19 protein-coding genes and 2 pseudogenes are annotated in these 21,474 nt (G+C 68.7%); 10 read left to right on the top strand and 11 right to left on the bottom strand.

Annotated elements, in window-relative coordinates; all coding sequences use genetic code 11:
• Nucleotides 1-215 precede the first annotated feature (215 nt).
• Nucleotides 216-569, top strand: coding sequence for a DUF1844 domain-containing protein (locus ACZ7CH_RS37970; RefSeq protein WP_360397833.1), 354 nt, complete (start codon nucleotides 216-218; stop codon nucleotides 567-569).
• On the opposite strand, the gene ACZ7CH_RS37965 is transcribed toward ACZ7CH_RS37970, so the two are convergent.
• From ACZ7CH_RS37965 to ACZ7CH_RS37940, 6 genes are all read right to left on the bottom strand, one after another.
• Entirely contained in the window at nucleotides 563-1,219 is a 657-nt protein-coding gene (locus ACZ7CH_RS37965; protein ID WP_470376153.1) for a hypothetical protein, read from the bottom strand. The two genes, ACZ7CH_RS37970 and ACZ7CH_RS37965, sit on opposite strands and share 7 nt — an antisense overlap.
• Entirely contained in the window at nucleotides 1,216-1,806 is a 591-nt protein-coding gene (locus tag ACZ7CH_RS37960; RefSeq protein WP_360397829.1) for a hypothetical protein, read from the bottom strand. Before ACZ7CH_RS37960 ends, ACZ7CH_RS37965 begins: the two co-directional genes overlap by 4 nt.
• A gap of 39 nt (nucleotides 1,807-1,845) precedes the next feature.
• On the bottom strand, nucleotides 1,846-2,076 hold the full coding sequence (locus ACZ7CH_RS37955; RefSeq protein WP_470376152.1) for a hypothetical protein: 231 nt from the start codon (nucleotides 2,074-2,076) through the stop codon (nucleotides 1,846-1,848).
• Between the two features lie 131 nt (nucleotides 2,077-2,207).
• The gene (locus tag ACZ7CH_RS37950) at nucleotides 2,208-2,588 is read right to left on the bottom strand and encodes a RidA family protein (RefSeq protein WP_030474127.1); all 381 of its coding nucleotides are present in this window, start codon (nucleotides 2,586-2,588) and stop codon (nucleotides 2,208-2,210) included.
• Between the two features lie 12 nt (nucleotides 2,589-2,600).
• The gene (locus ACZ7CH_RS37945) at nucleotides 2,601-3,347 is read right to left on the bottom strand and encodes an IclR family transcriptional regulator (RefSeq protein WP_360397823.1); all 747 of its coding nucleotides are present in this window, start codon (nucleotides 3,345-3,347) and stop codon (nucleotides 2,601-2,603) included.
• Nucleotides 3,348-4,313 (bottom strand): sugar kinase, encoded by a 966-nt coding sequence (locus ACZ7CH_RS37940; RefSeq protein ID WP_470376151.1) that lies wholly within the window; start codon nucleotides 4,311-4,313, stop codon nucleotides 3,348-3,350.
• Nucleotides 4,314-4,398: 85 nt separating this feature from the next.
• Here ACZ7CH_RS37940 and ACZ7CH_RS37935 point away from each other — a divergent pair, with 85 nt between their 5' ends.
• From ACZ7CH_RS37935 to ACZ7CH_RS37920, 4 genes are all read left to right on the top strand, one after another.
• Nucleotides 4,399-5,691, top strand: coding sequence for an amino acid deaminase (locus ACZ7CH_RS37935; protein WP_360397819.1), 1,293 nt, complete (start codon nucleotides 4,399-4,401; stop codon nucleotides 5,689-5,691).
• A 15-nt stretch (nucleotides 5,692-5,706) separates the two neighbouring features.
• Nucleotides 5,707-7,290 carry an N-acyl-D-amino-acid deacylase family protein gene (locus ACZ7CH_RS37930; protein ID WP_470376150.1) on the top strand — a complete coding sequence of 528 codons (1,584 nt, stop codon included), beginning with the start codon at nucleotides 5,707-5,709 and terminating at the stop codon, nucleotides 7,288-7,290.
• Entirely contained in the window at nucleotides 7,287-8,690 is a 1,404-nt protein-coding gene (locus tag ACZ7CH_RS37925) for a GntP family permease (RefSeq protein WP_360397815.1), read from the top strand. Before ACZ7CH_RS37930 ends, ACZ7CH_RS37925 begins: the two co-directional genes overlap by 4 nt.
• 98 nt (nucleotides 8,691-8,788) lie before the next feature.
• Complete coding sequence (locus ACZ7CH_RS37920; protein WP_470376149.1) at nucleotides 8,789-10,876, top strand: alpha-galactosidase; 2,088 nt, start codon at nucleotides 8,789-8,791, stop codon at nucleotides 10,874-10,876.
• Between the two features lie 251 nt (nucleotides 10,877-11,127).
• On the opposite strand, the gene ACZ7CH_RS37915 is transcribed toward ACZ7CH_RS37920, so the two are convergent.
• The 3 genes from ACZ7CH_RS37915 to uvrA form a co-directional block, all read right to left on the bottom strand.
• A complete protein-coding gene (locus ACZ7CH_RS37915) occupies nucleotides 11,128-11,595 on the bottom strand; it encodes an SRPBCC family protein (RefSeq protein ID WP_360397811.1) in 468 nt (155 codons plus the stop codon).
• A 129-nt stretch (nucleotides 11,596-11,724) separates the two neighbouring features.
• Nucleotides 11,725-11,910 carry a hypothetical protein gene (locus tag ACZ7CH_RS37910; protein ID WP_470372455.1) on the bottom strand — a complete coding sequence of 62 codons (186 nt, stop codon included), beginning with the start codon at nucleotides 11,908-11,910 and terminating at the stop codon, nucleotides 11,725-11,727.
• A complete protein-coding gene (uvrA, locus tag ACZ7CH_RS37905) occupies nucleotides 11,907-14,786 on the bottom strand; it encodes an excinuclease ABC subunit UvrA (protein ID WP_360397807.1) in 2,880 nt (959 codons plus the stop codon). Before uvrA ends, ACZ7CH_RS37910 begins: the two co-directional genes overlap by 4 nt.
• A gap of 223 nt (nucleotides 14,787-15,009) precedes the next feature.
• On the opposite strand from uvrA, the gene ACZ7CH_RS37900 reads away from it, so the two are divergent.
• Nucleotides 15,010-15,762 (top strand): maleylpyruvate isomerase family mycothiol-dependent enzyme, encoded by a 753-nt coding sequence (locus ACZ7CH_RS37900; RefSeq protein ID WP_470372456.1) that lies wholly within the window; start codon nucleotides 15,010-15,012, stop codon nucleotides 15,760-15,762.
• Nucleotides 15,763-15,809: 47 nt separating this feature from the next.
• Here ACZ7CH_RS37900 and ACZ7CH_RS37895 read toward each other — a convergent pair.
• Nucleotides 15,810-16,769: pseudogene (locus ACZ7CH_RS37895) on the bottom strand (acyltransferase family protein); the annotation flags it as partial.
• Nucleotides 16,770-16,917: 148 nt separating this feature from the next.
• On the opposite strand from ACZ7CH_RS37895, the gene ACZ7CH_RS37890 reads away from it, so the two are divergent.
• The 4 genes and pseudogenes from ACZ7CH_RS37890 to ACZ7CH_RS37875 form a co-directional block, all read left to right on the top strand.
• Entirely contained in the window at nucleotides 16,918-17,595 is a 678-nt protein-coding gene (locus tag ACZ7CH_RS37890; RefSeq protein WP_470376148.1) for an MBL fold metallo-hydrolase, read from the top strand.
• Between the two features lie 137 nt (nucleotides 17,596-17,732).
• Nucleotides 17,733-18,320, top strand: coding sequence for a helix-turn-helix domain-containing protein (locus tag ACZ7CH_RS37885; RefSeq protein WP_470376147.1), 588 nt, complete (start codon nucleotides 17,733-17,735; stop codon nucleotides 18,318-18,320).
• Nucleotides 18,321-18,519: 199 nt separating this feature from the next.
• Nucleotides 18,520-19,155 carry a DUF2637 domain-containing protein gene (locus ACZ7CH_RS37880; protein ID WP_470376146.1) on the top strand — a complete coding sequence of 212 codons (636 nt, stop codon included), beginning with the start codon at nucleotides 18,520-18,522 and terminating at the stop codon, nucleotides 19,153-19,155.
• Nucleotides 19,156-19,565: 410 nt separating this feature from the next.
• A pseudogene (locus tag ACZ7CH_RS37875) lies at nucleotides 19,566-19,712 on the top strand (DUF397 domain-containing protein); the annotation flags it as partial.
• Nucleotides 19,713-20,025: 313 nt separating this feature from the next.
• Here the strand turns inward: ACZ7CH_RS37875 and ACZ7CH_RS37870 are convergent.
• Nucleotides 20,026-21,354: an N-6 DNA methylase gene (locus tag ACZ7CH_RS37870; protein ID WP_470376145.1), complete on the bottom strand. Its 1,329-nt coding sequence runs from the start codon at nucleotides 21,352-21,354 to the stop codon at nucleotides 20,026-20,028.
• Nucleotides 21,355-21,474 lie beyond the last annotated feature (120 nt).

Genomic DNA, 21,474 nt, shown 5'->3' with positions numbered 1-21,474 from the left:
CCGACCGATCACAGACCTGACGGAGGGCACCCGTGCGCCCTGCTGCCAGGAGGACCGGACCCGGCCACCTCAACAAGCGGTGATCGCGGGTGGGAGCGGGGCTCCACTTGCCGCTCCCGCACGAGCGGGAGCTGGTCGCGTCGGAAATAGTAGCAGACGCGGTTGTCAACCCCCGAATCGAGGCCGGGTGGGGTCCGCTTGCTTGAATGGGCGGCGTGACCGATCCGCTTGAAGGCACCCTTGAAGACGACGTCCGCGACCTGGGCGACGTCCCCAGCATCGAGGTCATCAGCCGTGCGGCCGTGATGCTGCTGTCCGCCGCCGCGGAGCGCCTCGGCCTCGCGGACCCGGACCCGGACAGCTCGCCGCGCCGCGACCTCGACGAGGCCCGCCGCCTGATCACGGCGCTGGCCGGCCTGGTGACCGCCTCGTCGGAGTACCTCGGCCCGCACGCCGCACCGCTGAAGGACGGTCTCCAGTCGGTGCAGCGCGCGTTCCGCGAGGCCTCCGTCGTGCCCGACGAGCCGGGTCAGGGCCCCGGCGAGAAGTTCACCGGTCCCGTCTACTGATCTGCCCGCACGACCACGGGCTCCCACGGCTGGGCGCTCACCGAGAACACCGGTGAGGCCCGCTGGCCGGTGGCGGCGCGGAACGCGACGCTGGCGCCGTTGGGCAGCGGGCCGATCTCGACCTGCTCGCCCGGCGGTTCGTCGCCCACCGACAGCCCGAGCACCCGCGAGCCCGGTACTACCGAGACGGTGACCTGGTCGAGCACCGGTGGCCCGCCCACGTAGCTGAGGTGGAACTCGTCCGGGGCGCCCGGCGTGATCTCGAACGAGGGCATGCCGCGCCGCCGCCGTTCGGCCGAGACGCTCTCGGCGACCTCCTCGACCCGCTCGATCGCGAACTGCCCCGCCCGCTGCGCCTCGTCGGCCAGCATCCGCGCGGCACCGGCCGCGTCCTGAGCGTTCACCGCCGCGCCGCGGGCCTCGTCGACGCCCCTGCGCGCGTCCTCGGCCGCCTTGCGCGACTCCTCGACCGCCGTCTTGGCCTGCAACGCGCTCGAGGTGGCCTGCTCGACGGCCTTGCGGGCCGCCGCGGCCTCCTCCTGCGCCTTGCGCGCCGCCTCCTGCGCGTTCTTCGCCTCCCGCGCCTGCCACAGCGCCACCGCCACCGAGCACAGCGACACCACGGCGGCGATCACCGCGATGGCGGTCATGCCCGCACCCCCAGCGAGGCGAGCTCGCGCCGGGCCAGCTCGTCGATCACGTCGGTGTCGCCGGTGCGCCACGCCACCGCGGGATCTCCGCCGAACTTCGCGAGCTGCCGCGGCGAGAGGCTGGTGAGCGCCCTCAGCGCCAGCAGGTCCGGCTTGTCGCGCAGCCGCGCGACCCCGGCGGCCCTGCGCGCGTACCGCAGCCGGACCGGCAACCACGTGATCAGCAGGAACAGCACCGGGACGACGACCAGCGCCGCGGCGAGCCAGAACGCGGAGTCCTGCACCACGCCGATCTGCGCGTTGCCCGCGTCGGTCAGGGTCTCGCCGGCCTTGGTGCCGTTGCCCAGCGCCCCGGACAGGTCCTCCCCGACGAAGGGGACGCCCCTGGCCTTGCCGGCGGCGTTGGTGAAGACGTCGCGGATGCTGACGCCCGCGCTGACCAGCCCGTCGCCCGGCGCCCGCAGCTCGAGCACCCAGTCGTGGACCGTGGTGGCCACCCAGATCCAGAGCGCCACCCACCCGACGGCGAGGAGGTCTGCCACCACCTGACGCGTGAGCCTGACCGGTCTGTCCGCGTACCACTTCATGGGGCGGATGCTGCCACGTGACCAATCCGGCGTCGATGATCACTCCGCCGCAGAGCAGCGAACAGCGCCTGCTCGGGTCGCTCCAATAGGCGTTGACCAGCGCCACCGCCTCGTCGTGCGGCAGGTCGTCGGCTCGGTGCTCAACAACATCAGCTGCTGATCGGAGTCCGCGAAGTCCTCGGCCTCACGCCGATGCGTCCAGAACGCCACGTGCGTGGTCACCGGCACGACGTCGTCGTACGGCTCGGAGATCGAGAACAACGCCGTCACCGGTCGTTCGGCCTGGCGCAGGCACTCGCGGGCGAAGGGCGCACCTCCCGGCCGGGAGGTGCGCCCCCAGGAAACCGCAGTAGCCGGTGTCCGGCGCGCTGTGCGGGCGAAAAAGCCCGCCGAGCGGGTCGTCAGTCCACGACGGCCAGTGCGTCGATCTCCACCAGCAACCCGGCCGGCAGTCCCACGTACACGGTGGTCCGCGCCGGGGCCGGGTCGGTGACGAACTCGCCGTAGACCTCGTTCAGCTCCGCGAAGTGCGCGGTGTCGGTGAGGTACACGCGGATCATCACGACGTCGTCGATGGACGCGCCGCCGGCGGCGAGCACGGCGTTGAGGTTCGCGAACGTCTGGCGGGTCTGCTCGGCGACGGTGGTGCCGACGATCTCGCCGGAGGACGGGTCGAACGCGACCTGGCCTGCCACCTGCAGGATGTTGCCCTTGCGCACACCCTGCGAGAAGCGGGCCACCGGCTGCGGCGCGTCGGCAGTCTTGATCTCAACCTTGGACAACGGTAAATCCCCTTACCTCGGAACGTGACCGCATTCGACGGAAGCGGCCTCTGCGGTGGCGAGCAGTTCTGGCAGGTGCGCGAGCAGCCCGTCGAAGTCGAGCAGCACCTTGGGCACGGACATCGAGACGGCCGCGATCACCTCGCCGCGGGCACCGCGGATGGGTGCGGCGATGCAGTGGATGAAGTCCTCGTGCTCGGCGTTGTCGACGGCGTACCCGTTGGCGCGCACGCGGTCCAGCTCGGCGAGGTAGCCGGCGCGACCGGTGATGGTGTTCGCCGTCAGGCGCGGGAACTCCATGGTCGCCAGCACCTTCTGCAACGCGGCGGGCGGGAGGCCGGACAGCAGGATCTTGGCCACGGCGGTGCAGTGCAGCGGGGCGCGGCGGCCGATGCGGGAGTACATGCGCATCGGGTGCGAGGACTCGTACTTGTCGATGTAGATGACCTCACCGTCCTCATAGGACGCGAGGTGGAGGGTGTAGCCGAGCTTGGAGTTCAGCTCGCGCAACGCGGGTTCGGCGGCGCGGCGCACGTCGCGTTCCTCCAGGGCGCGGTGGGCGAGGTCGAACAGCGCCGTGCCGAGCCGGTAGTGGTGCACGCCGTCGCGCTGGACGAACCGGTGCGTCTCCAGGGTGCGCAGCAGGCGCAGCGTCGTGGACTTGTGCACGCCGATCACGCCGGACAGCTCGTCCAGCGTCTTCGGGCCGGTCGCGAGCTGGCCCACCAGCGTGAGCGCGCGGTCGAGGCTCTGGCTCATCTACCCCTCCAGGCGGGCGGCGGCCCAGGTCTGCGGATCGGCGTGCAGCAGGCGTGCTGTCACGTCGCCGGGCAAAGGATCGCCGACGTCCTCCGCGGTCAGCAAAGCGGAGGCCGCCTGCAGGTGTCCCGCCCGCAGCCGCACCGAGGGCGGCTCGCCGGCCAGGGTCGCCGCGAGGAACCCCGCCGCGAACGCGTCACCGGCGCCCACGGGTTCCACGACCCGCACCTCCAGCGCCGGTTCGAACCACGAACCCGAGTCCTCCAGCAGCGTCGCGCCGTCCGCGCCGTGCTTGACGACCAGCGACTTCGGGCCGGGCAGCAACGCGCGCAGCCGCGCGGGGTCGCCGGTCCCCCACACCAGCTCGGCCTCGTCGGCGCCGGCCAGCACGACGTCGGCCAGGTCGGCGAGCTCGCGCAGCACCCGCGGGTCGCGGTCGGTCCACAGCGCCGGCCGCCAGTTCAGGTCGAACGAGATCCGGAACCCGTGCCGCGGCCTGCGCAGCAGCTCCCGCAGCAGGGCGAGGCAGGAGTCGGACAACGCGGCCGTGATCCCGCTGAGGTGCACGAGCGCGACCTCGTCCAGGCCGAGCCGGTCGACCATCTCCGGGCCCATGCCGGAGGCCGCCGACCCGCGCCGGTAGTAGCGCACCGGGCTGCCGTGCGGTGAGGCCTCCTTCACGTACAGGCCGGTCGGCCGCGCCGGGTCGACCCGCACCCCGGAGACGTCCACGCCGAACCCGCCGACGGTGTCGAGCACGGCACGGCCGAACGAGTCGTCGCCGACCGCGCTCACCCACGACGAGGACACGCCCAGGCGCGACAGGTGGCAGGCGACGTTGGACTCGGCACCGCCGATGGCGCGGTGCCAGGTGCTTACCAGGTGCACGGGACCGGGTTCAGCCGGAACCATCATCACCATGGTCTCGCCGAGACACACGACACCGCCAACGTGTTCGAACCGCATGCGTGCTCCAGAGGTGTTCGTTGACGGCGGCGCACCCGAATGCTACACACTCCAGCATCACATCGCGCAATGGGAGTTGCAAAATATGCAACAACTGACGGAGATGAACCTCTCCGCGGTCGCCGGCATCCGGTCCGAACGCGTCGACTGGCGGTTCAAGGGCCTGCCGTCGAGCGTCTTCGGCTCGACGATCGGCGAGGTCGCGGACCGCCGCCTCGACCTGTTCGCCGACGAGTTCGTCGGCCCGCTGGTCGTGCTCGACGCGGACGCGTTGGAGCACAACCTGACGACGATGGCGACGTGGTGCGACAACCACGGCGTCAAGCTCGCGCCGCACGGCAAGACGACGATGGCGCCACAGCTGTTCCAGCGGCAGATCGAGCACGGCATCTGGGGCCTGACCGCGGCCAACGCGTCGCAGGCACGCGTCTACCGGGCGTTCGGCGTGCAGCGCGTCCTGCTCGCCAACCAGCTGCTCGACCCGGCCGGCCTGCGCTGGCTGGTCGCCGAGCAGGACGCGGACCCGCGGTTCGAGTTCAGCTGCTGGGTCGACTCCGAGGCCGGTGTCGCGCTGATGAGCGAGACGCTGCAGGAGCTCCAGCCGGGACGGCCGGTGGACGTGCTGGTCGAGCTGGGCGCACCCGGCGGCCGCACCGGCGCGCGGGACGTGGAGACCGCGCTGGCCGTGGCCCGCGCGGCCGCCCAGAGCCCGGTGCTGCGCCTGGTCGGAGCGGGCGGCTACGAGGGCGCCCTGGCGCACGACGCGTCCGAGTCGTCGCAGTCCGTCGTGGACCGCTACCTCGCCGACCTGCGCGGGCTCGTGGTCCAGCTCGCCGACGCCGGTCTGTTCGACGAGCTCGACGAGGTGGTCGTCACCGCCGGCGGCAGCGCGTACTTCGACCAGGTCGCGGCGACGCTGACGCAGCCGTGGCCGATGCCGGTCACCCCGGTGCTGCGCAGCGGCGCGTACATCACGCACGACGACGGCTTCTACCGCGGCATCTCGCCGTTCGCGCGGATCGACGGCGTGGAGCCGTTCCGGCCGGCGCTCAAGGCGTGGGCCCAGGTGACCTCACGGCCCCAGCGCGACCTGGCGCTGCTCACGATCGGCAAGCGCGACGCGTCGTTCGACGAGGGCCTGCCGGAGCCGCAGCTGCTGCGCCGCCGCGACGGCGCGGTCGCCCCGTTGACCCAGGCCGAGGTGACCGCGCTGAACGACCAGCACGCGTTCCTGAAGCTCGGTCCCGAGGCCACGGTCCGGGTCGGCGACTGGGTCGGGCTGGGCCTGTCGCACCCCTGCACGGTGTTCGACAAGTGGCAGCTGATCCCGGTCGTGCAGGGCACGACCGTGGTCGACCTGATCCGCACCTACTTCTAGAAGGGGAGTGCCCTGATGGACGACGTCGTCCTGCGCGGACCACTGATCGCCGACGGCACGGGCGCGCCCGCCTACCAGGCGGACGTGGGGATCAAGGACGGCGTCATCTCGTCCATCGGCAGCGGGATCTCCGCCACGCGGTCGATCGACGCGGACGGGCTCGTGCTCGCGCCGGGGTTCATCGACATGCACTCGCACTCGGACCTGCGCATCCTCGCCGAGCCGGACCACCTGGCGAAGGTCTCGCAAGGGGTCACGACCGAGGTGCTCGGCCAGGACGGCCTGTCCTACGCGCCGGCGAACGACGAGGTGCTCGCCACGTTGCGCGGCCAGCTCGCCGGGTGGAACGACGACCCGCCGGGCTTCGACTGGAACTGGCGCTCGGTCGGGCAGTACCTCGACCGGCTCGACCAGGGCATCGCGGTCAACGCCGCGTACCTGGTGCCGCAGGGGACGCTGCGGATGCTCGCCGTCGGCTGGGAGGACCGGCCGACGACCGGGGCCGAGCTGCTCGCGATGAAGGACGAGCTCGCGAAGTCGTTGGCGGAGGGCGCTTTCGGCATGTCCTCCGGGCTCACCTACACGCCCGGCATGTACGCGGACACGTCCGAGCTGGTGCAGCTCTGCGAGGTCGTCGGGAGCCACGGCGGTTTCTACAGCCCGCACCACCGCAGCTACGGCGCGGGCGCGCTGGAGGCGTACGCCGAGATGGTGGACGTGTCGAAGCGCTCCGGCTGCCCGCTGCACCTCGCGCACGCCACGATGAACTTCCCGGTGAACAAGGGCAGGGCACCGGAGCTGCTGGCGCTGCTGGACGACGCCATCGCGGGCGGTGCCGACATCTCGCTGGACACCTACCCGTACCTGCCGGGCGCGACGTACCTGTCCGCGCTGCTCCCGTCCTGGGCGACGGAGGGCGGACCGGACAGCGCGCTGGCCCGGTTGTCCGATGTGGACATCCGTGAGCGCATCCGCGCGGAGATCGAGGAGATCGGCTCGGACGGCTGCCACGGCGTGCCGGTCGACTGGGACTCCATCGAGATCAACGGGGTCCGCAACGACCGCAACGCGCACCTCGTCGGCGCGAGCGTCCTGCGGTCCGCGGCACGGCTCGGGCGCACCCCGGCCGACCTGTACTTCGACGTGTTGGTCGACGAACGCCTGGGTACCTCCTGCCTCATGCACGTGGGGCACGAGGAGAACGTGCAGGCGATCATGAAGCACCCGGCGCACACCGGCGGCAGCGACGGGCTGCTCGTCGGCGACCGCCCCCACCCGCGCGCGTGGGGCACGTTCCCCCGCTACTTCGCGCGCTACGTCCGCGAGCTGGGCGTGCTGAGCCTGGAGGAGTGCGTCGAGCACCTCACCGGCCGGGCCGCCAAACGCTTGCGGCTCACCGACCGGGGTCTGGTCCGCGAGGGGTTCGCGGCCGACCTGGTGCTGTTCGACGCGGCCACGATCGCCGACACGGCGACCTTCGACCAGCCGAGGCAGCAGGCCACCGGCATCCCGTTCGTGTTCTGCAACGGGGTGCCGGTGATCGACGACGGAACCGCCACCGGCGCATTGCCAGGCCATTCACTCAGGAGCCGCCCGTGATCGACTGGTTGCAACACTCAACACCGGGTCTGCTGACCCTCGCGGTGGTCAGCATCGCGGTGCTGCTCCTGCTGATCATCAAGTTCAAGGTCGAGCCGTTCATCGCGCTGATCGTCGTCGCCCTGCTGGTCGCGCTCCTCGCGGGCGTGCCGGTGGAGCAGCTGGTCGGGTCGGCGCAGAAGGCCTCGGACTCGTTGCTGGAGAAGGGCTTCGGCTCCATCCTCGGGCACATCGCCGCGATCATCGGCCTCGGCACGCTGCTGGGCGCGATCCTCGAGGCGTCCGGCGGCGCGCAGGTGCTGATGGACAAGCTGATGAACGCGTTCGGCGAGAAGAAGGCGCCGGTCGCGATCGGCCTCGCCGGCCTGATCTTCGGTGTGCCGGTCTTCTTCGACATCGGCATCTTCGTGCTCGCGCCGCTCGTCTACGTGGCGGCCAAGCGCAGCGGCAAGTCGATCGTGTTGTTCGCCATGCCGTTGCTCGCGGGCCTTTCGGTCATGCACGCGTTCATGCCGCCTCACCCGGGACCGGTGGCGGCAGCCGGTCTGCTGGGGGTGTCGCTCGGCTGGATCATCATCATGGGTCTCGCGGTGGCGCTCCCGTCGTGGTTCGTCGGCGGTGTCCTGTACTCGTACTGGATCGGCAAGCGCATCAACGTGCCCGTCCCGGAGGAGATGCTGGCGGCGGCCGAGGTCGCGCGGGCGGAGAACGGTGGCGACGACCGCGACCCGCCGTCGCTCGGCCTGGTGCTCTCGATCATCGGCCTGCCGCTGGTGCTGATCCTCGCCGGCACGTTCGGCTCGATCCTGCTGACCAAGGGCACGCGGCTGTACTCGGTGGCGACGTTCTTCGGCACGCCCGCGGTGGCGCTGACGATCTCGGTGCTGCTCGCGTTCTGGCTGCTGGGTTTCCGGCGCGGCATGACGCGGGAGAAGGTGGCGGAGCTGTCCGCCGCGTCGTTGAAGCCGGTCGCGATGATCCTGCTCGTGGTCGGTGCCGGTGGCTTCTTCGGCGCCGTGCTGGCCGCGACGGGCATCGGCAAGACCCTGGCGGGTGAGCTGTCCGACCTCGGCCTGCCGGTGATCGCGCTGGCGTACGTGATCAGCTGCGTCATCCGGATCGCGCAGGGTTCGGCGACGGTCGCGATCGTGACGACCGCGGGCATCGTGGCACCGGTGCTGTCGGACCTGAACTACTCGCAGCCCCAGCTCGCACTGGTCGTGATGGCGATCGCGTCCGGTTCGATCATCGCCTCGCACGTGAACGACGGCGGGTTCTGGATCGTGTCGCGCTACTTCGGGCTGTCGGTGAAGGAGACGCTGCAGTCGTGGACCGTGCTGGAGACCATCCTGTCGGTGGTCGGTTTCGTGGTCGCGGCGCTCATCAGTCTGATCATCTGATCGGACAAAACCCAACAAGTTCCAACGCTTGACAACGCGGGCCCCGGATCTGAGGATCGGCACATTGTTCAGTTGTGTTTGATGTGGACGGGGCCCGCATGAGCAACACGGAGGTCGTGCACCTGCACGACGACACCTCCAGCGTCGTCATCACCGTCGAGGGCGCAGGCCTGCCGGTCGTGGCGCACTGGGGGCGCACCCTCGGGGACCTCGGCCAGGCCGCACTGCGCGGCCTGGCCGGCGTCGTCTCGTGGAGCAACCCGAACAACACCCCGGACGTCCCCGTCCCGCTCGCGCTGCTGCCCGACGCCGGTGCCGGGTACTCCGGCCGTCCGGGTCTGCGCGGGCACCGCGGCGGTGAGCACTTCGCCCCGGCGCTCCAGGTCACCTCGTCCTCGGCCGAGGACCGGATCTTCCGCTACGCCGCCTCCGACGCGGCGGCCGAGCTGACCGTCACCGGCACCGTCGAGCTGCTGGAGTCCGGCATGCTCCGGCTGCGGCACGTCGTCCGCAACGACGGCACGACGCCGTACGCGCTGGAGGGCGTGGAGACCGCGCTGCCCGTCCCGTCGCACGCCACCGAGCTGCTCGACTTCACCGGCCGCTGGAGCCGCGAACGCCAGCCGCAGCGGCAGGCGTTCCACCACGGCTCGTGGGTGCGGGAGAGCCGGCGCGGGCGCACCGGGCACGACGCGACCATCGGGTTGCTGGCGGGCACGCCGGGGTTCTCGTTCCGCGACGGCGAGGTGTGGGCGCTGCACGTGGCGTGGAGCGGCAACCACGTGACGTACGCGGAGAACCAGGTCGACGGCACGCCCGTCCTCGGTGGCGGCGAGCTGCTGCTGCCGGGCGAGATCACGCTGGCCGCGGGCCAGGAGTACGAGACGCCGTGGCTGTACGCGGCCTACTCGCCGGCGGGCGTCGACGGCATCAGCGCGGCCTTCCACCGGCAGCTGCGGGAACGCCCGCGGCGGCCGCGGCCGGTCGTGCTGAACACCTGGGAGGCCGTCTACTTCGACCACGACCTGGGGCGGCTGACCGCGCTGGCCGACACCGCCGCGGCGATGGGCGTGGAGCGGTTCGTGCTGGACGACGGCTGGTTCCGGCACCGCCGCGACGACACCGCCGGGCTCGGTGACTGGTTCGTCGACGAGACCGTGTGGCCGGACGGGCTGACCCCGCTGATCAAGCACGTGCGCGCGCTCGGCATGGAGTTCGGCCTCTGGTTCGAGCCGGAGATGGTCAACCCGGACTCCGACCTCTACCGCGCCCACCCGGACTGGGTGCTCGGGCCGCGTCCCGGCGTGCTGCCGCCGCCGTCGCGCCACCAGCAGGTGCTGAACATCGCGCACCCGGAGGCCTACGCGTACATCCTCGACCGCGTGTCGTCGGTGCTGGCGGACAACGACATCGCGTTCGTGAAGTGGGACCACAACCGCGACCTCATCGGCTCGCGCGTGCACGAGCAGACCGCCGCGTTCTACCGGCTGCTCGACGAGCTGCGGCTGCGGCACCCGCACGTGGAGATCGAGAGCTGCTCGTCCGGCGGCGGGCGGATCGACCTCGGCGTGCTCGCGCGCACCGACCGCGTGTGGACGTCGGACTGCAACGACGCCCTGGAACGGCAGCTGATCCAGCGGTGGACCGGTGTGTTCCTGCCACCGGAGCTGATGGGCGCGCACGTCGGCCCGACGAAGTCGCACACCACCGGGCGTGTGCACGACCTGTCGTTCCGCGCGGCCACGGCGTTGTTCGGGCACTTCGGGATCGAGTGGGACATCAACTCGGCCACCGACTCCGAACGCGCCGGGCTCCAGGCGGTGATCGAGTACTACAAGGACGTGCGGTCGCTGGTGCACAGCGGGGTCGTCGTGCACTCCGACCACCCGGACCCCGCGGCGTGGGTGCACGGCGTCGTGGCCGCCGACCGGTCCGAGGCGTTCTTCGCCTACGTCCAGCTCACGACCTCGACGCAGACCAAGCCGCGCCGCGTGCGGCTGCCGGGCCTCGACCCCGAGCGGACGTACCGGCTCTCGTTCGACACGCCCGCCGGCCGACCGCGGCTGACGCAGCGGGGTCCCGCGCGCTGGGAGACCGTGGAGCTGCCCGGTTCCGTGCTGTCGGACGTCGGGGTCCAGCTGCCGGTCCTGGAACCGGAGCAGGCGGTGCTGCTGCGCCTGCGGTGAGAGACGGGAAGAGCCCCGACGGGAACATCCCGCCGGGGCTCCCCTCTCCCCTGTGAGCCCGGTCGCCGCGGCGACCACCGCTCTCCACACGCAGGGCACGCCCCGCCGGTTCACAAAGATCTTGAACTTCTTCCAGTCGGCGACCACACGCCGAGCAGCTGGGCCGGTTGGTGCGCCACCTGTCCGCCGACGGATGACCGGTTCCGCGCACACGGGCGGCCGGTCGTGCGGAGCTGGCGCCCGCGCCGAGGTCAGGACTCGGGGCGGCTCGCGGCCCGGACCTCCAGCTGCTGCTTCAGCCCCTTGAGGCCGCCGCGCATCATCAGGTCGTGGTTGCCGCGGAAGAACGGCTTCGCGATCAGCACCAGCCGCCGCAGCAGCGCCTTGTTGACCACGACCTCCTGGTCGAACACCAGGTCGGTGCCACCGTCGCGGCCGATGATCTCCCAGCCGGCGAAGCCCTCCAGGTCACCGGTCAGCGTCGCGCGCAGCAGACCCGCCTGCTGGTTGCGGATGCTGTGCCGCGCCCGGATGACGAGGTCGAAGGGCAGGAACGACCGGCAGCGGAGCTCACCGGTCTCATCGTCGATCTTCGTCGCCGACTTGACCTCCGGCCACCACCGCGGGTAGTTCGCGATGTCGGACAGCACCTCGTACACGGCTGCCGGCGGCGCGCAGACATGCCACACGCTGCGGAACCGGTAGCGGTTGAGTGACACGTCAGAATCATCCCGGATAGCTCGTGGGAGTCACAGATCCCTCGACAAAAGTCACATCGAGAGATCGATTCCCCACGACCGGGAATCCGGCTCCAGCGCCGCTCAAGCAGGGCCCGAGCGGCGCCTAGTTCACTTGTCGGCGAGGCGGGGAAGCCGTTCCAGGGTTCGCAACCAGCCGACAGCCGCGACACGGCGGAGTGCCTGCTCCGACATGTCGAGCGCCTCAACGAGGCTGAAGGGGTACGCCACGGGCACGCCGCGCGACGCCGCAAGGGCGCGCTCGCGGTGGGCCAGCGCATCGAGTGGGATCATCACCCTGCCGCCGACACCTCCTCATTCCCGAGCACCTGCAGCAGGAACTGCCCCGTGTAGCTCTCCTCCACCTGCGAGATCTGCTCGGGTGTGCCCTCTGCTACGACCATACCGCCGCCGGAGCCCCCTTCGGGACCCATGTCGACGATCCAGTCGGACGTCTTGATGACGTCGAGGTTGTGCTCGATGACGATGACGGTGTTGCCCTTGTCCACCAGCCCGTTGATGACGCCCAGCAGCTTGCGGATGTCCTCGAAGTGCAGACCCGTCGTCGGCTCGTCGAGGATGTAGACCGTCTTGCCGGTCGACCGCTTCTGCAGCTCGGAGGCGAGCTTCACGCGCTGCGCCTCACCACCGGACAACGTGGGTGCCGGCTGGCCGAGCCGCACGTAGCCGAGACCGACCTCGACCAGCGTCTTCAGGTGGCGGTGGATGGCGTTGATCGGCTCGAAGAACGTCGCGGCCTCCTCGATCGGCATGTCGAGGACCTCGGAGATCGTCTTGCCCTTGTAGTGCACCTCCAGGGTCTCGCGGTTGTACCGCGCGCCCTTGCACACCTCACAGGGGACGTAGACGTCCGGGAGGAAGTTCATCTCGATCTTGATCGTGCCGTCGCCCGCGCACGCCTCGCAGCGGCCGCCCTTGACGTTGAACGAGAACCGGCCCGGCTGGTAGCCGCGGACCTTCGCCTCGGTCGTCGCCGCGAAGAGCTTGCGGATGTGGTCGAACACGCCCGTGTAGGTGGCCGGGTTCGACCGCGGGGTGCGGCCGATCGGCGACTGGTCGACCTGCACCAGCTTGTCGACCAGGTCCAGGCCCTTGATCCGGGTGTGCCGGCCGGGCACCTGGCGGGCGCCGTTGAGCTTGTTCGCGAGCACGGTCGCGAGGATGTCGTTGACCAGCGTCGACTTGCCGGAGCCGGACACGCCGGTGACCGAGGTGAGCGAGCCGAGCGGGAACGACACCTCGATGCCGCGCAGGTTGTGCTCGCGCGCGCCGACGACCGTGAGCTGGCGCTTCTTGTCGATCTTGCGGCGCTTCGCGGGCATCGGGATCGACTTGCGGCCGGACAGGTAGGCGCCGGTGATCGACTCCTTGTTGCTCAGCAGCTTCTTGTACGGGCCGCTGTGCACGACCTTGCCGCCGTGCTCACCGGCGCCGGGACCGATGTCGACGACCCAGTCGGAGGTGCGGATCGTGTCCTCGTCGTGCTCGACGACGATCAGCGTGTTGCCCAGGTCGCGCAGCCGGGTCAGCGTCTCGATCAACCGGTGGTTGTCGCGCTGGTGCAGGCCGATCGACGGCTCGTCCAGCACGTACAGCACGCCGACCAGGCCGGAGCCGATCTGGGTGGCGAGCCGGATGCGCTGCGCCTCACCGCCGGACAGCGTGCCGGAGGCGCGGTCGAGCGAGAGGTAGTCGAGGCCGACGTCGAGCAGGAAGTGCAGGCGGGCCTGGATCTCCTTGAGCACCGCGCCCGCGATCATCGACTCGCGCTTGCCGAGCTTGAGGCCGTCGAGGAAGTCCGAGCACTCGCCGACGCTCATCGCGCAGACCTCGGCGATGGACTTGTCGCCCTTTTTGCCGTGGTGCAGCGTGACAGCGAGGATCTCGGGCTTGAGGCGGGTGCCGGCGCACGCGGGGCACGGAACCTCCCGCATGTAGCCCTCGTACTTCTCCCGCATGTAGTCGGACTCGGTCTGCTCCTGGCGCCGTTCGAGGAACGGGATCACGCCCTCGTAGTTGGCGTAGTAGGAGCGCTCACGGCCGTAGCGGTTGCGGTAGCGGACGTGCACCTGCTCGTCGATGCCGTGCAGGATCGCCTTCTGCGCCTTCGCGGGCAGGTGGCGCCACTGCTGGTCCATCCGGTAGCCGATGGTCTCGCCGAGCGACTGCAGCAGGCGCGTGAAGTACTCGGCGGTCTGCCCGCCTGCCCACGGCGCGATGGCGCCCTCTTCGAGCGTCAGCTCGTCGTCGGGGACCACGAGCTCCGGGTCGACCTCCTTGCGCACGCCGATGCCGGTGCAGACCACGCAGGCGCCGTACGGGGAGTTGAACGAGAACGACCGCGGCTCCAGGTCCTCGATCGCGAGCGGGTGGCCGTTGGGGCAGGCCAGGTTCTCCGAGAAGCCCCTGACCCGGTTCGGGTCGGTCTCCGGCAGGTCGACGAACTCCAGCTCGACCAGGCCGTCGGCGAGCCTGAGCGCGGTCTCGACCGAGTCGGTCAGGCGCTGCTTGGACGACGCCTTGACGCTCAGCCGGTCGATGACGACCGCGATGTGGTGCTTCTCCTGCTTCTTGAGCTTCGGCACCTCGCCCAGCGCGTGGACGACCCCGTCGACCTTCGCTCGCGAGTAGCCCTGCGACTGCAGGTTCTGGAACAGGTCGAGGTACTCGCCCTTGCGGCCGCGGATGACCGGCGCGAGCACCTGGAACTTGGTGCCCTGCTCCATGGCGAGCACCTGGTCGACGATCTCCTGCGGCGTCTGCTTGCCGATCGCCTCACCGCACTGCGGGCAGTGCGGCTTGCCGGCGCGGGCGTAGAGCAGGCGCAGGTAGTCGTAGACCTCGGTGATGGTGCCGACGGTCGAGCGCGGGTTGCGGCTCGTGGACTTCTGGTCGATGGAGACCGCGGGCGAGAGGCCCTCGATGAAGTCGACGTCGGGCTTGTCCATCTGCCCGAGGAACTGGCGCGCGTACGCCGACAGCGACTCGACGTAGCGGCGCTGCCCCTCGGCGAAGATCGTGTCGAACGCGAGGCTCGACTTGCCGGAGCCGGACAGCCCCGTGAAGACGATGAGGCTGTCCCGCGGCAGGTCGAGATCCACGCTGCGCAGGTTGTGCTCGCGGGCGCCGCGAACGACAAGACGGTCTGCCACTGGGGTCCCTTCGGCTGCGATTGGCGGGTCACTCACGCCACACTCTTCCGAACAAGCGTTCGAAGCGTACTAGCACCGTTCCGGAGGCTGTGACCGACCCGCGAACCATGCTAGGTGCCACCACCGACAAAAACGGATCGGGCGGCTTCCGCATTCCCCTGAACAGGCTCTACCTCCTAGGCTGGGCACTTCGATCAGCCTCAACGTCGGGGAGAGGCAGCACATGACCTACACGCCGTCCACGCAGCACACGTCGGTGCCGTCGCCGCGGGGAGTGCCCGACCGGCACCTGACCGCGGTGCGGCAGGCGACGGACGTGCTGTACGAGGTCGTCGAGGAGCTGGACGAGACCGCGGTGCGCGGCCCCAGCCTGCTGCCCGGCTGGACCCGCGGGCACGTCGTCACCCACCTCGCGCGCAACGCCGACGCGCTGGTGAACCTGCTCACCTGGGCCAAGACCGGGGTCGAGCACCAGGCGTACGCGTCGCGCGCGGACCGCGACGCCGACATCGAGGAGGGCTCCCGCAGGCTGCTGCAGGTGATCAGGGCCGACCTCGACTCCGCCTGCCAGCGCTTCGACGCGGCCTGCCGCGACCTGCCCGCGCACGCCTGGCGTTCCGAGGTCGCCTCGCCCAAGGGCGCGTCGATCCCGGCGTCGTCCGTGCCGTTCCTGCGACTGCGCGAGCTGTGGATCCACCTGGTCGACCTCGACGCCGGCGTGACGTTCGACGACCTGCCGGCCGACCTCGTGGAGGAGTTCCTCGACGACGTCCTGCGCCAGTTCGAGGGCCGTGTCGACGCGTTCTCGGTCGAGGTCACCCTGCCCGGCGGCGCTCAGCGCAGCTGGGAGCTCACCGGCCCGGAGAGCCGCAACTCGGTGAGCGGGCCGGCGAGCGCCGTGCTGGCGTGGCTGACCGGCCGTTCCGACGGCTCCGAGCTGCGCGGCGAGCTGCCGGAACTGCCCGACTGGGCCTGAGTGAGCAGCCGGTAGGCGGGCCGTTCGACGAACTTCGTGAGCGCCCAGCCGAGCACGACCGCCGAGGTGAGGAAGCCGGCGAGCAGCCACCAGGACCGCAGCCCGGCGTTGTGCATGCGGTCCATCACCACGGTGCCGATCTGCTGGTGCACCAGGTAGACGCCGTACGAGATGCCCGCGAGCCACGTGACGGCCCGCTGGACCGGGTTGAAGAACACCCAATCGGGTCCAGCGGCCGCCGCGCACACGAGCAGTAGCAGCACACCGAAGCCGATCGTCGATCCGTACTCGGTCGTGTGAACCGCCTGTGCCACCAACGTGGCGGTCAGCAGTGCGCCCAGGTGCGCCGTGCCCATCCGGTGTTTGGACCACAGCCAGATGGCAATCCCTGCGGCGAAGAGCTGCGCGCGGTGCAGCGCGAACCCGTTGTAGATCGTGAAGAGCGCGTACGAGTGGTCCAGCAACGGCCGCAGCAGCAGCGGGGTGACGACGAGCCCCCACAGGAAGACCCGCAGCCCGGTCCCGTGCAGCCGCTTGACCAGCAGCGCACCCGCGACGAACGCGCAGATCTGCACCGGCACCGTCCAGTAGGCGAAGTCGACGATGTCGACGTCCGGGAACCACTGGTTGACGAGCAGCAGGTTGTAGACGACGTCACGGCCGTCGAGCTGGCTCCACCCCTCCGGCGCGACCCATCTCTGCACGGCGTAGGTGAGCAGCACGGCGGCCATGTAGGCGGGCAGCAGCCGCGCGAGTCTTCTCCACACGAAGCGGCCCGGCCGGCCGTGGCTGAGGGTGGCGCAGGCGAAGAAGGCCGAGACGACCATCAGGGTGCTGGCGCCCATCGACATCGGGAAGGTGAACGGCAACGGCCCCAGGTCGGGGTGGCTGCTGACGCTCGTGAGCGTGGCGTGGTGGAGCAGCACGCATCCGATGGCGACGACCCTGAGGACGTCCCAGCTGACCCGCCGGGTCGTCCGGGACTTGTGCCGTTGCTCTGGGATCACGAGAGGTGGGGACCTGTTCGTCGATGCGGGTTGGTGCCTTCGGAGTACGCGGCGACGGATTGTCGACCTTTACTTACCCTATGAGTGCAACCTGTATGCAACCTGAAGGTGTGCGGCGCACGGCCCGGAGCGACTACCGTCAGCCACCGTGGACGTACTCGAGAACTACACCGGTCACGTCGAGCCCGGCGGCCCCGCGGCCAGCCGCACCCTCCCCGCGCTGACCATCACGAAGATCTCCGTCGGACCGATGGACAACAACGCCTACCTGCTCGTTTGCCGGTCCACGAACGAGGCGTTGCTCATCGACGCGGCCAACGACCACGAGCGCCTGTCCGCCCTGCTCGACCAACTCCCCACGCGCCCGGCCCTGCGCACGATCGTGACCACGCACCAGCACGCCGATCACTGGCAGGCACTCGAACCCCTGGCCACCACCCACGGCTGCACGACCGCCGCCCACGAGCTGGACGCTGCGGTTCTCCCCGTCGCACCGGACGTCCTCGTGGACCACAACGACACCATCGACGTGGGAGAAGTCCCCCTGACGGTGATCCACCTGCGCGGCCACACCCCGGGCTCGATCGCGATCTTGTACGACGACCCGGACGGCCGCCCGCACCTTTTCACCGGAGATTCACTCTTTCCGGGTGGTCCTGGGCGGACAACAAGTCCAGACAACTTCGCAAGCCTGATGGCCGACCTGGAAGAGCGCATCTTCGGCAAACTGCCCGACGACACGCACTTCTACCCAGGTCACGGTGATGACTCGACCCTAGGCGTCGAGCGTCCGAAGCTCGCCGAGTGGCGCGAGCGAGGCTGGTGATCTTGGCCGAACGGGGCCGCCTACCGACGTAGGCGGCCCCGTTCGCTGTTCCAGCAGCGGGACGGGGCCTCGATCGGACGTGGAGGTCCGACCGTGCGCACATCGTGCCGCATGACCCTCATCACGGCGGTGACGCCGTGAGCATCGAAGCGATCGCGTGGGCACTCAACAGCGCCCCGATCCCAACCAACCGCAAGGACTCAAGCTCACTCGCAGTAGTCCTCATCGGCCTCGCCAACCACGCTGACCCGTTCGGGCGAAATTCGTTCCCCTCGGTCGCGACGCTGACCCGCTACACCCGCCTGTCCGAACGAACCGTCCGCACAACTCTTGATCGTCTTCACGCGTTGCGCCTGATCAAGCCGTCGGATCCGGACATCCTGGCCGCGCACATCAAGCGGGCCGACCGCCGTCCTCAGGGCTGGGACCTCGCCATGTGTGACGAGGTGCACGTATCGCACCTCGCTGAGCAGGACGGGGTGCAATCCACGCGCCACGAGGTGCAATCAACGACGCGACGGGGTGCAAGCACTGCACCCGATCCTTCCCTTAACCGTCCGAGGAACCGTCCCGCACCGAGCGCGCCCGGCGGGCGCTCGGCCGTCTGCGGCGAGTGCGACGCCCGCGACTCCGATCCCGTATCGGCTCGGGTCATCTGGCTCGACGAGGACCGAAGCCGCTCGTCCCCGTGCCCGCGCTGCCACCCAGCGGTGATGTCGCGATGAGCCGCGTTCACCTCTCCTACTCCGAGCCGGTCTCACGGACCCATCCGCGCGGCTGGACGTCACCGGCACGCTGCTACGAGTCCCGCGCTGCGGCTGAGAAACTTCGCGACGCGACCAACTTCCTGTCTGGCCCGAACGCAGCTCGACGCCGCGCCTGGAACTTCACCCTATGCACCTGCTCAGAGCCTCAGCAGGATCGGTGGCCGTCGTGAACGAGCCCACGATCTGGATCAAGCGAACGTGCGTCATCGCCGTGGCGGCGGTCGCAGCCGTGGCCGCCGTCGTCTCGTTCGACCACATGCGGGCACTCGCTTCGGATGCCGGTGAAGGCTGGAAGGCCTGGATCCTGCCGGTCTCGGTCGACGGCATGCTCGTCTCGGCGTCCTTGGTGATGCTCACCCGTAAGCGGGCCGGCCAACCGGTCGGCGCTCTCGCCTGGATCGGTCTCGTCCTCGGGCTGCTGGTGTCGCTCGCCGCGAACGTCGCGGCCGCCGAGCCGACGCTGATCGGCCGCCTCGTGGCGGCCTGGCCGCCGGTCGCCCTCGGCCTGTCCTATGAACTCCTGCTGACCTTGATCCGCGAGACGGCAACCGTTCACGAACCCGCCGCCCAGCACGTTTTAGCAGCTCAGCCGGTCGTTCATGAACGCCTCGAACCCCTCCCCAAGGCTCCGAGAAAGCGCCCGCGAAAGTTGCTGCAGGACTACGTGAACGAAGCTCGCGAACACCTCGCCCCGGAGGTCAACATCACCCCGGCATGGGTACGCGAAGTCACCGACTGTTCCCGCGGCTTGTCGCCGAAGATCGCAGCAACACTCAAGACAGAGATGCAGTGATGGCAGAATGGCAAGCACGGCACCATGTGCGTGTGCCAGCAAGTCAATGACTCCGTCACCCCGAGGTGTTCAACGACCTTGCGAAGCCGGATAGGTCCACACACCGTGCTGTTGCCAGCAGCCCCGACACCCGTCGGGATATAGCGCCAACAGGTGAACGAGTTCGTCGGCCTTGCCGCGACAAGCGCCCAGCAACGCAGCGATCGATCTAGTGGCGTCGCTCTTGCCGTTCACCAAGTCCGAAGCCTTCGCCTCGTCCCAGTCCATGTTTTGGGCGGCTGCGCGCGAGGTCGGCCAGCGCCCGCGATGGCTGCCCGTATGCCGGCGCCGAACTCGCGACTACGCGTGGCGGAGAACCTCTTTGACATGCCTAGGTGTCTGCCTAATCTCCCTGAAAGACGTGGCGCAAATCCAGCTACACCGCACCTGACAACAAACGCGTTGAGCTTGCTGTCGGCAAGGCGGAAACCGCGATACGGGACAGCGAGGATCCCGACGCCAACACGTTCATCGTCAGCGCGAGCGCCTGTGCGAGGTTCCTCGCCCGCACCAAGTAGGGTGGCTTCCTGCGCCGAGCTGGCGCACGCAGCTTCGTGCGTGAGCTGGGAGAGATCTGCCCGATCGATCACCGCACTGTTGCCTTGTTATCAGCAACAGTGCACAGAGCTAAATTCTTCTTCGAAGAGATTATTGAGCGAGAGTGGAAACTGCTTACGATCACGTGAATCCCCGCCTGACGAGAGAATTCAGCTCAAGCCCGCCAGCGTGCTGCTGTTCATGACGCACTCATCAGCCGTCTGTTCATCGAACAGTCTCCTACCGACTCTGGCTCTCGCAGGGTGCTGGTTTGTACAGAGCCGCATATGAAGGCTATGCCTGATGCTCGCCCCAGGGGAGTTCCCGAACAGTGCCCACTGTCAGATGTCGGCAACGAATTCTGTCATCCAACGACGCCGTAGTGCTTGGAGCGTCGAGCACCCTAAGGAGTTGCTCGCATTCTTCAACGGTACCGGATCTCGGCGTGGCGACAATTAGATGATTATCGACCGCAATAGCGGACTTTCCGACTATCAAAACGCCGCCAGATCGAGCGCCAGAATTTCCTGCCGGGCGAGAAGTTCGCCGAATGGCAACGAACGGAGGAGTGAAAACTCGACCACTGAACCGTCGACGACGCTTAGGGGTAGTACTGGTTCCTGACGCTGGAAGATCGCGAGCAACCAGGAAAGGGTAGTTTCTGCCTTCAAGTGGGTCGCGATTGTCTACAACCGTGCCGACGCGTACATCGAACTTATCCGAGACGGTGACACTGTGATCGACCTTAGGCCACCACTCCACGCTCTTGCCGTTCGGGCCATGCGGCCGAACCTGCAAAACCAGCAGAAAAACATCAATGTCCGTATGTTGATCGAACTGTCCACTGTTTTTAACCAGCTTCACGTCGGCCTTCGCCTCCACGGTTGCGCGCCATTTTGAGAAGTTAGTTCCGCTTCTCAAAGAGTCAGGCAGAATAGCGACGACATGTCCGCCATTGTCGAGGTAGTCGACTGCATCAAGGAGAAACACGGCCGCGCTTGATGTGCTTCCGCTGGCCCACGAGATGTCTGACCTCTGCACTGGAACCCGCACATATGGTGGATTCAAAAGCACGACATCGTGCTTACCGCTCGCGACATGAAGGTTTTTGCTTGCGTCACCGATCTGGACTTGCGTCAAAAAACTGTCGTAATTCGAAGTCTTCCATCGCGCAGAGCCCGTAACGAGAAGATGGCGCCTGGCAGCATTTAGGACGATCCTTCGCTGGGCGGTTTGTATGAATTCCTTATGAAGATCCCAGCCGGCCAAGTGTGAGTTCCACTTAGCAATCGTTTCTCGAAGGGTTCTTCTAATCGGGAGATGGTCTGCCGCAGCAAGGAGAAGGTCGCCTGCTCCGCAAGTCGGGTCCAGGTAATTTTTGCCTGGAATATCACGCAGAATCGCGCTAACCTCCGCGCGAAGCGTGCTGGGCGTGAAGAACGCGCCAACACTGCGGCGAAAATCGAGGGACAACAGACGCCTCGCCTCGGCAGCTGCGTGACCATCGAGGCCGAGGTCGATCAGCTCTGCTCCAATCGGGTGGCCTTGGAGGATGCCTCGAAGCAGTTCATCGAGCCAAACACGGTGCTCAGCGAATGCCGAACTACCAGAGGCGACTGCCACAGACTGCTCCCGAGGTTGTCGAAGCACAGCACGAACCGGCTATGTAACAGTACTGTTGTTCGACGCGCTATCACATGGTGACGCACCGAACGCGGTGCGTCGTGCGAGGCAGGAGGGGGC

This window comes from Lentzea sp. NPDC037011, from assembly GCF_055607425.1.
The sequence above is the reverse complement of the archived record's forward strand: the minus strand, read 5'-3'. Positions and strand labels throughout refer to the sequence as shown.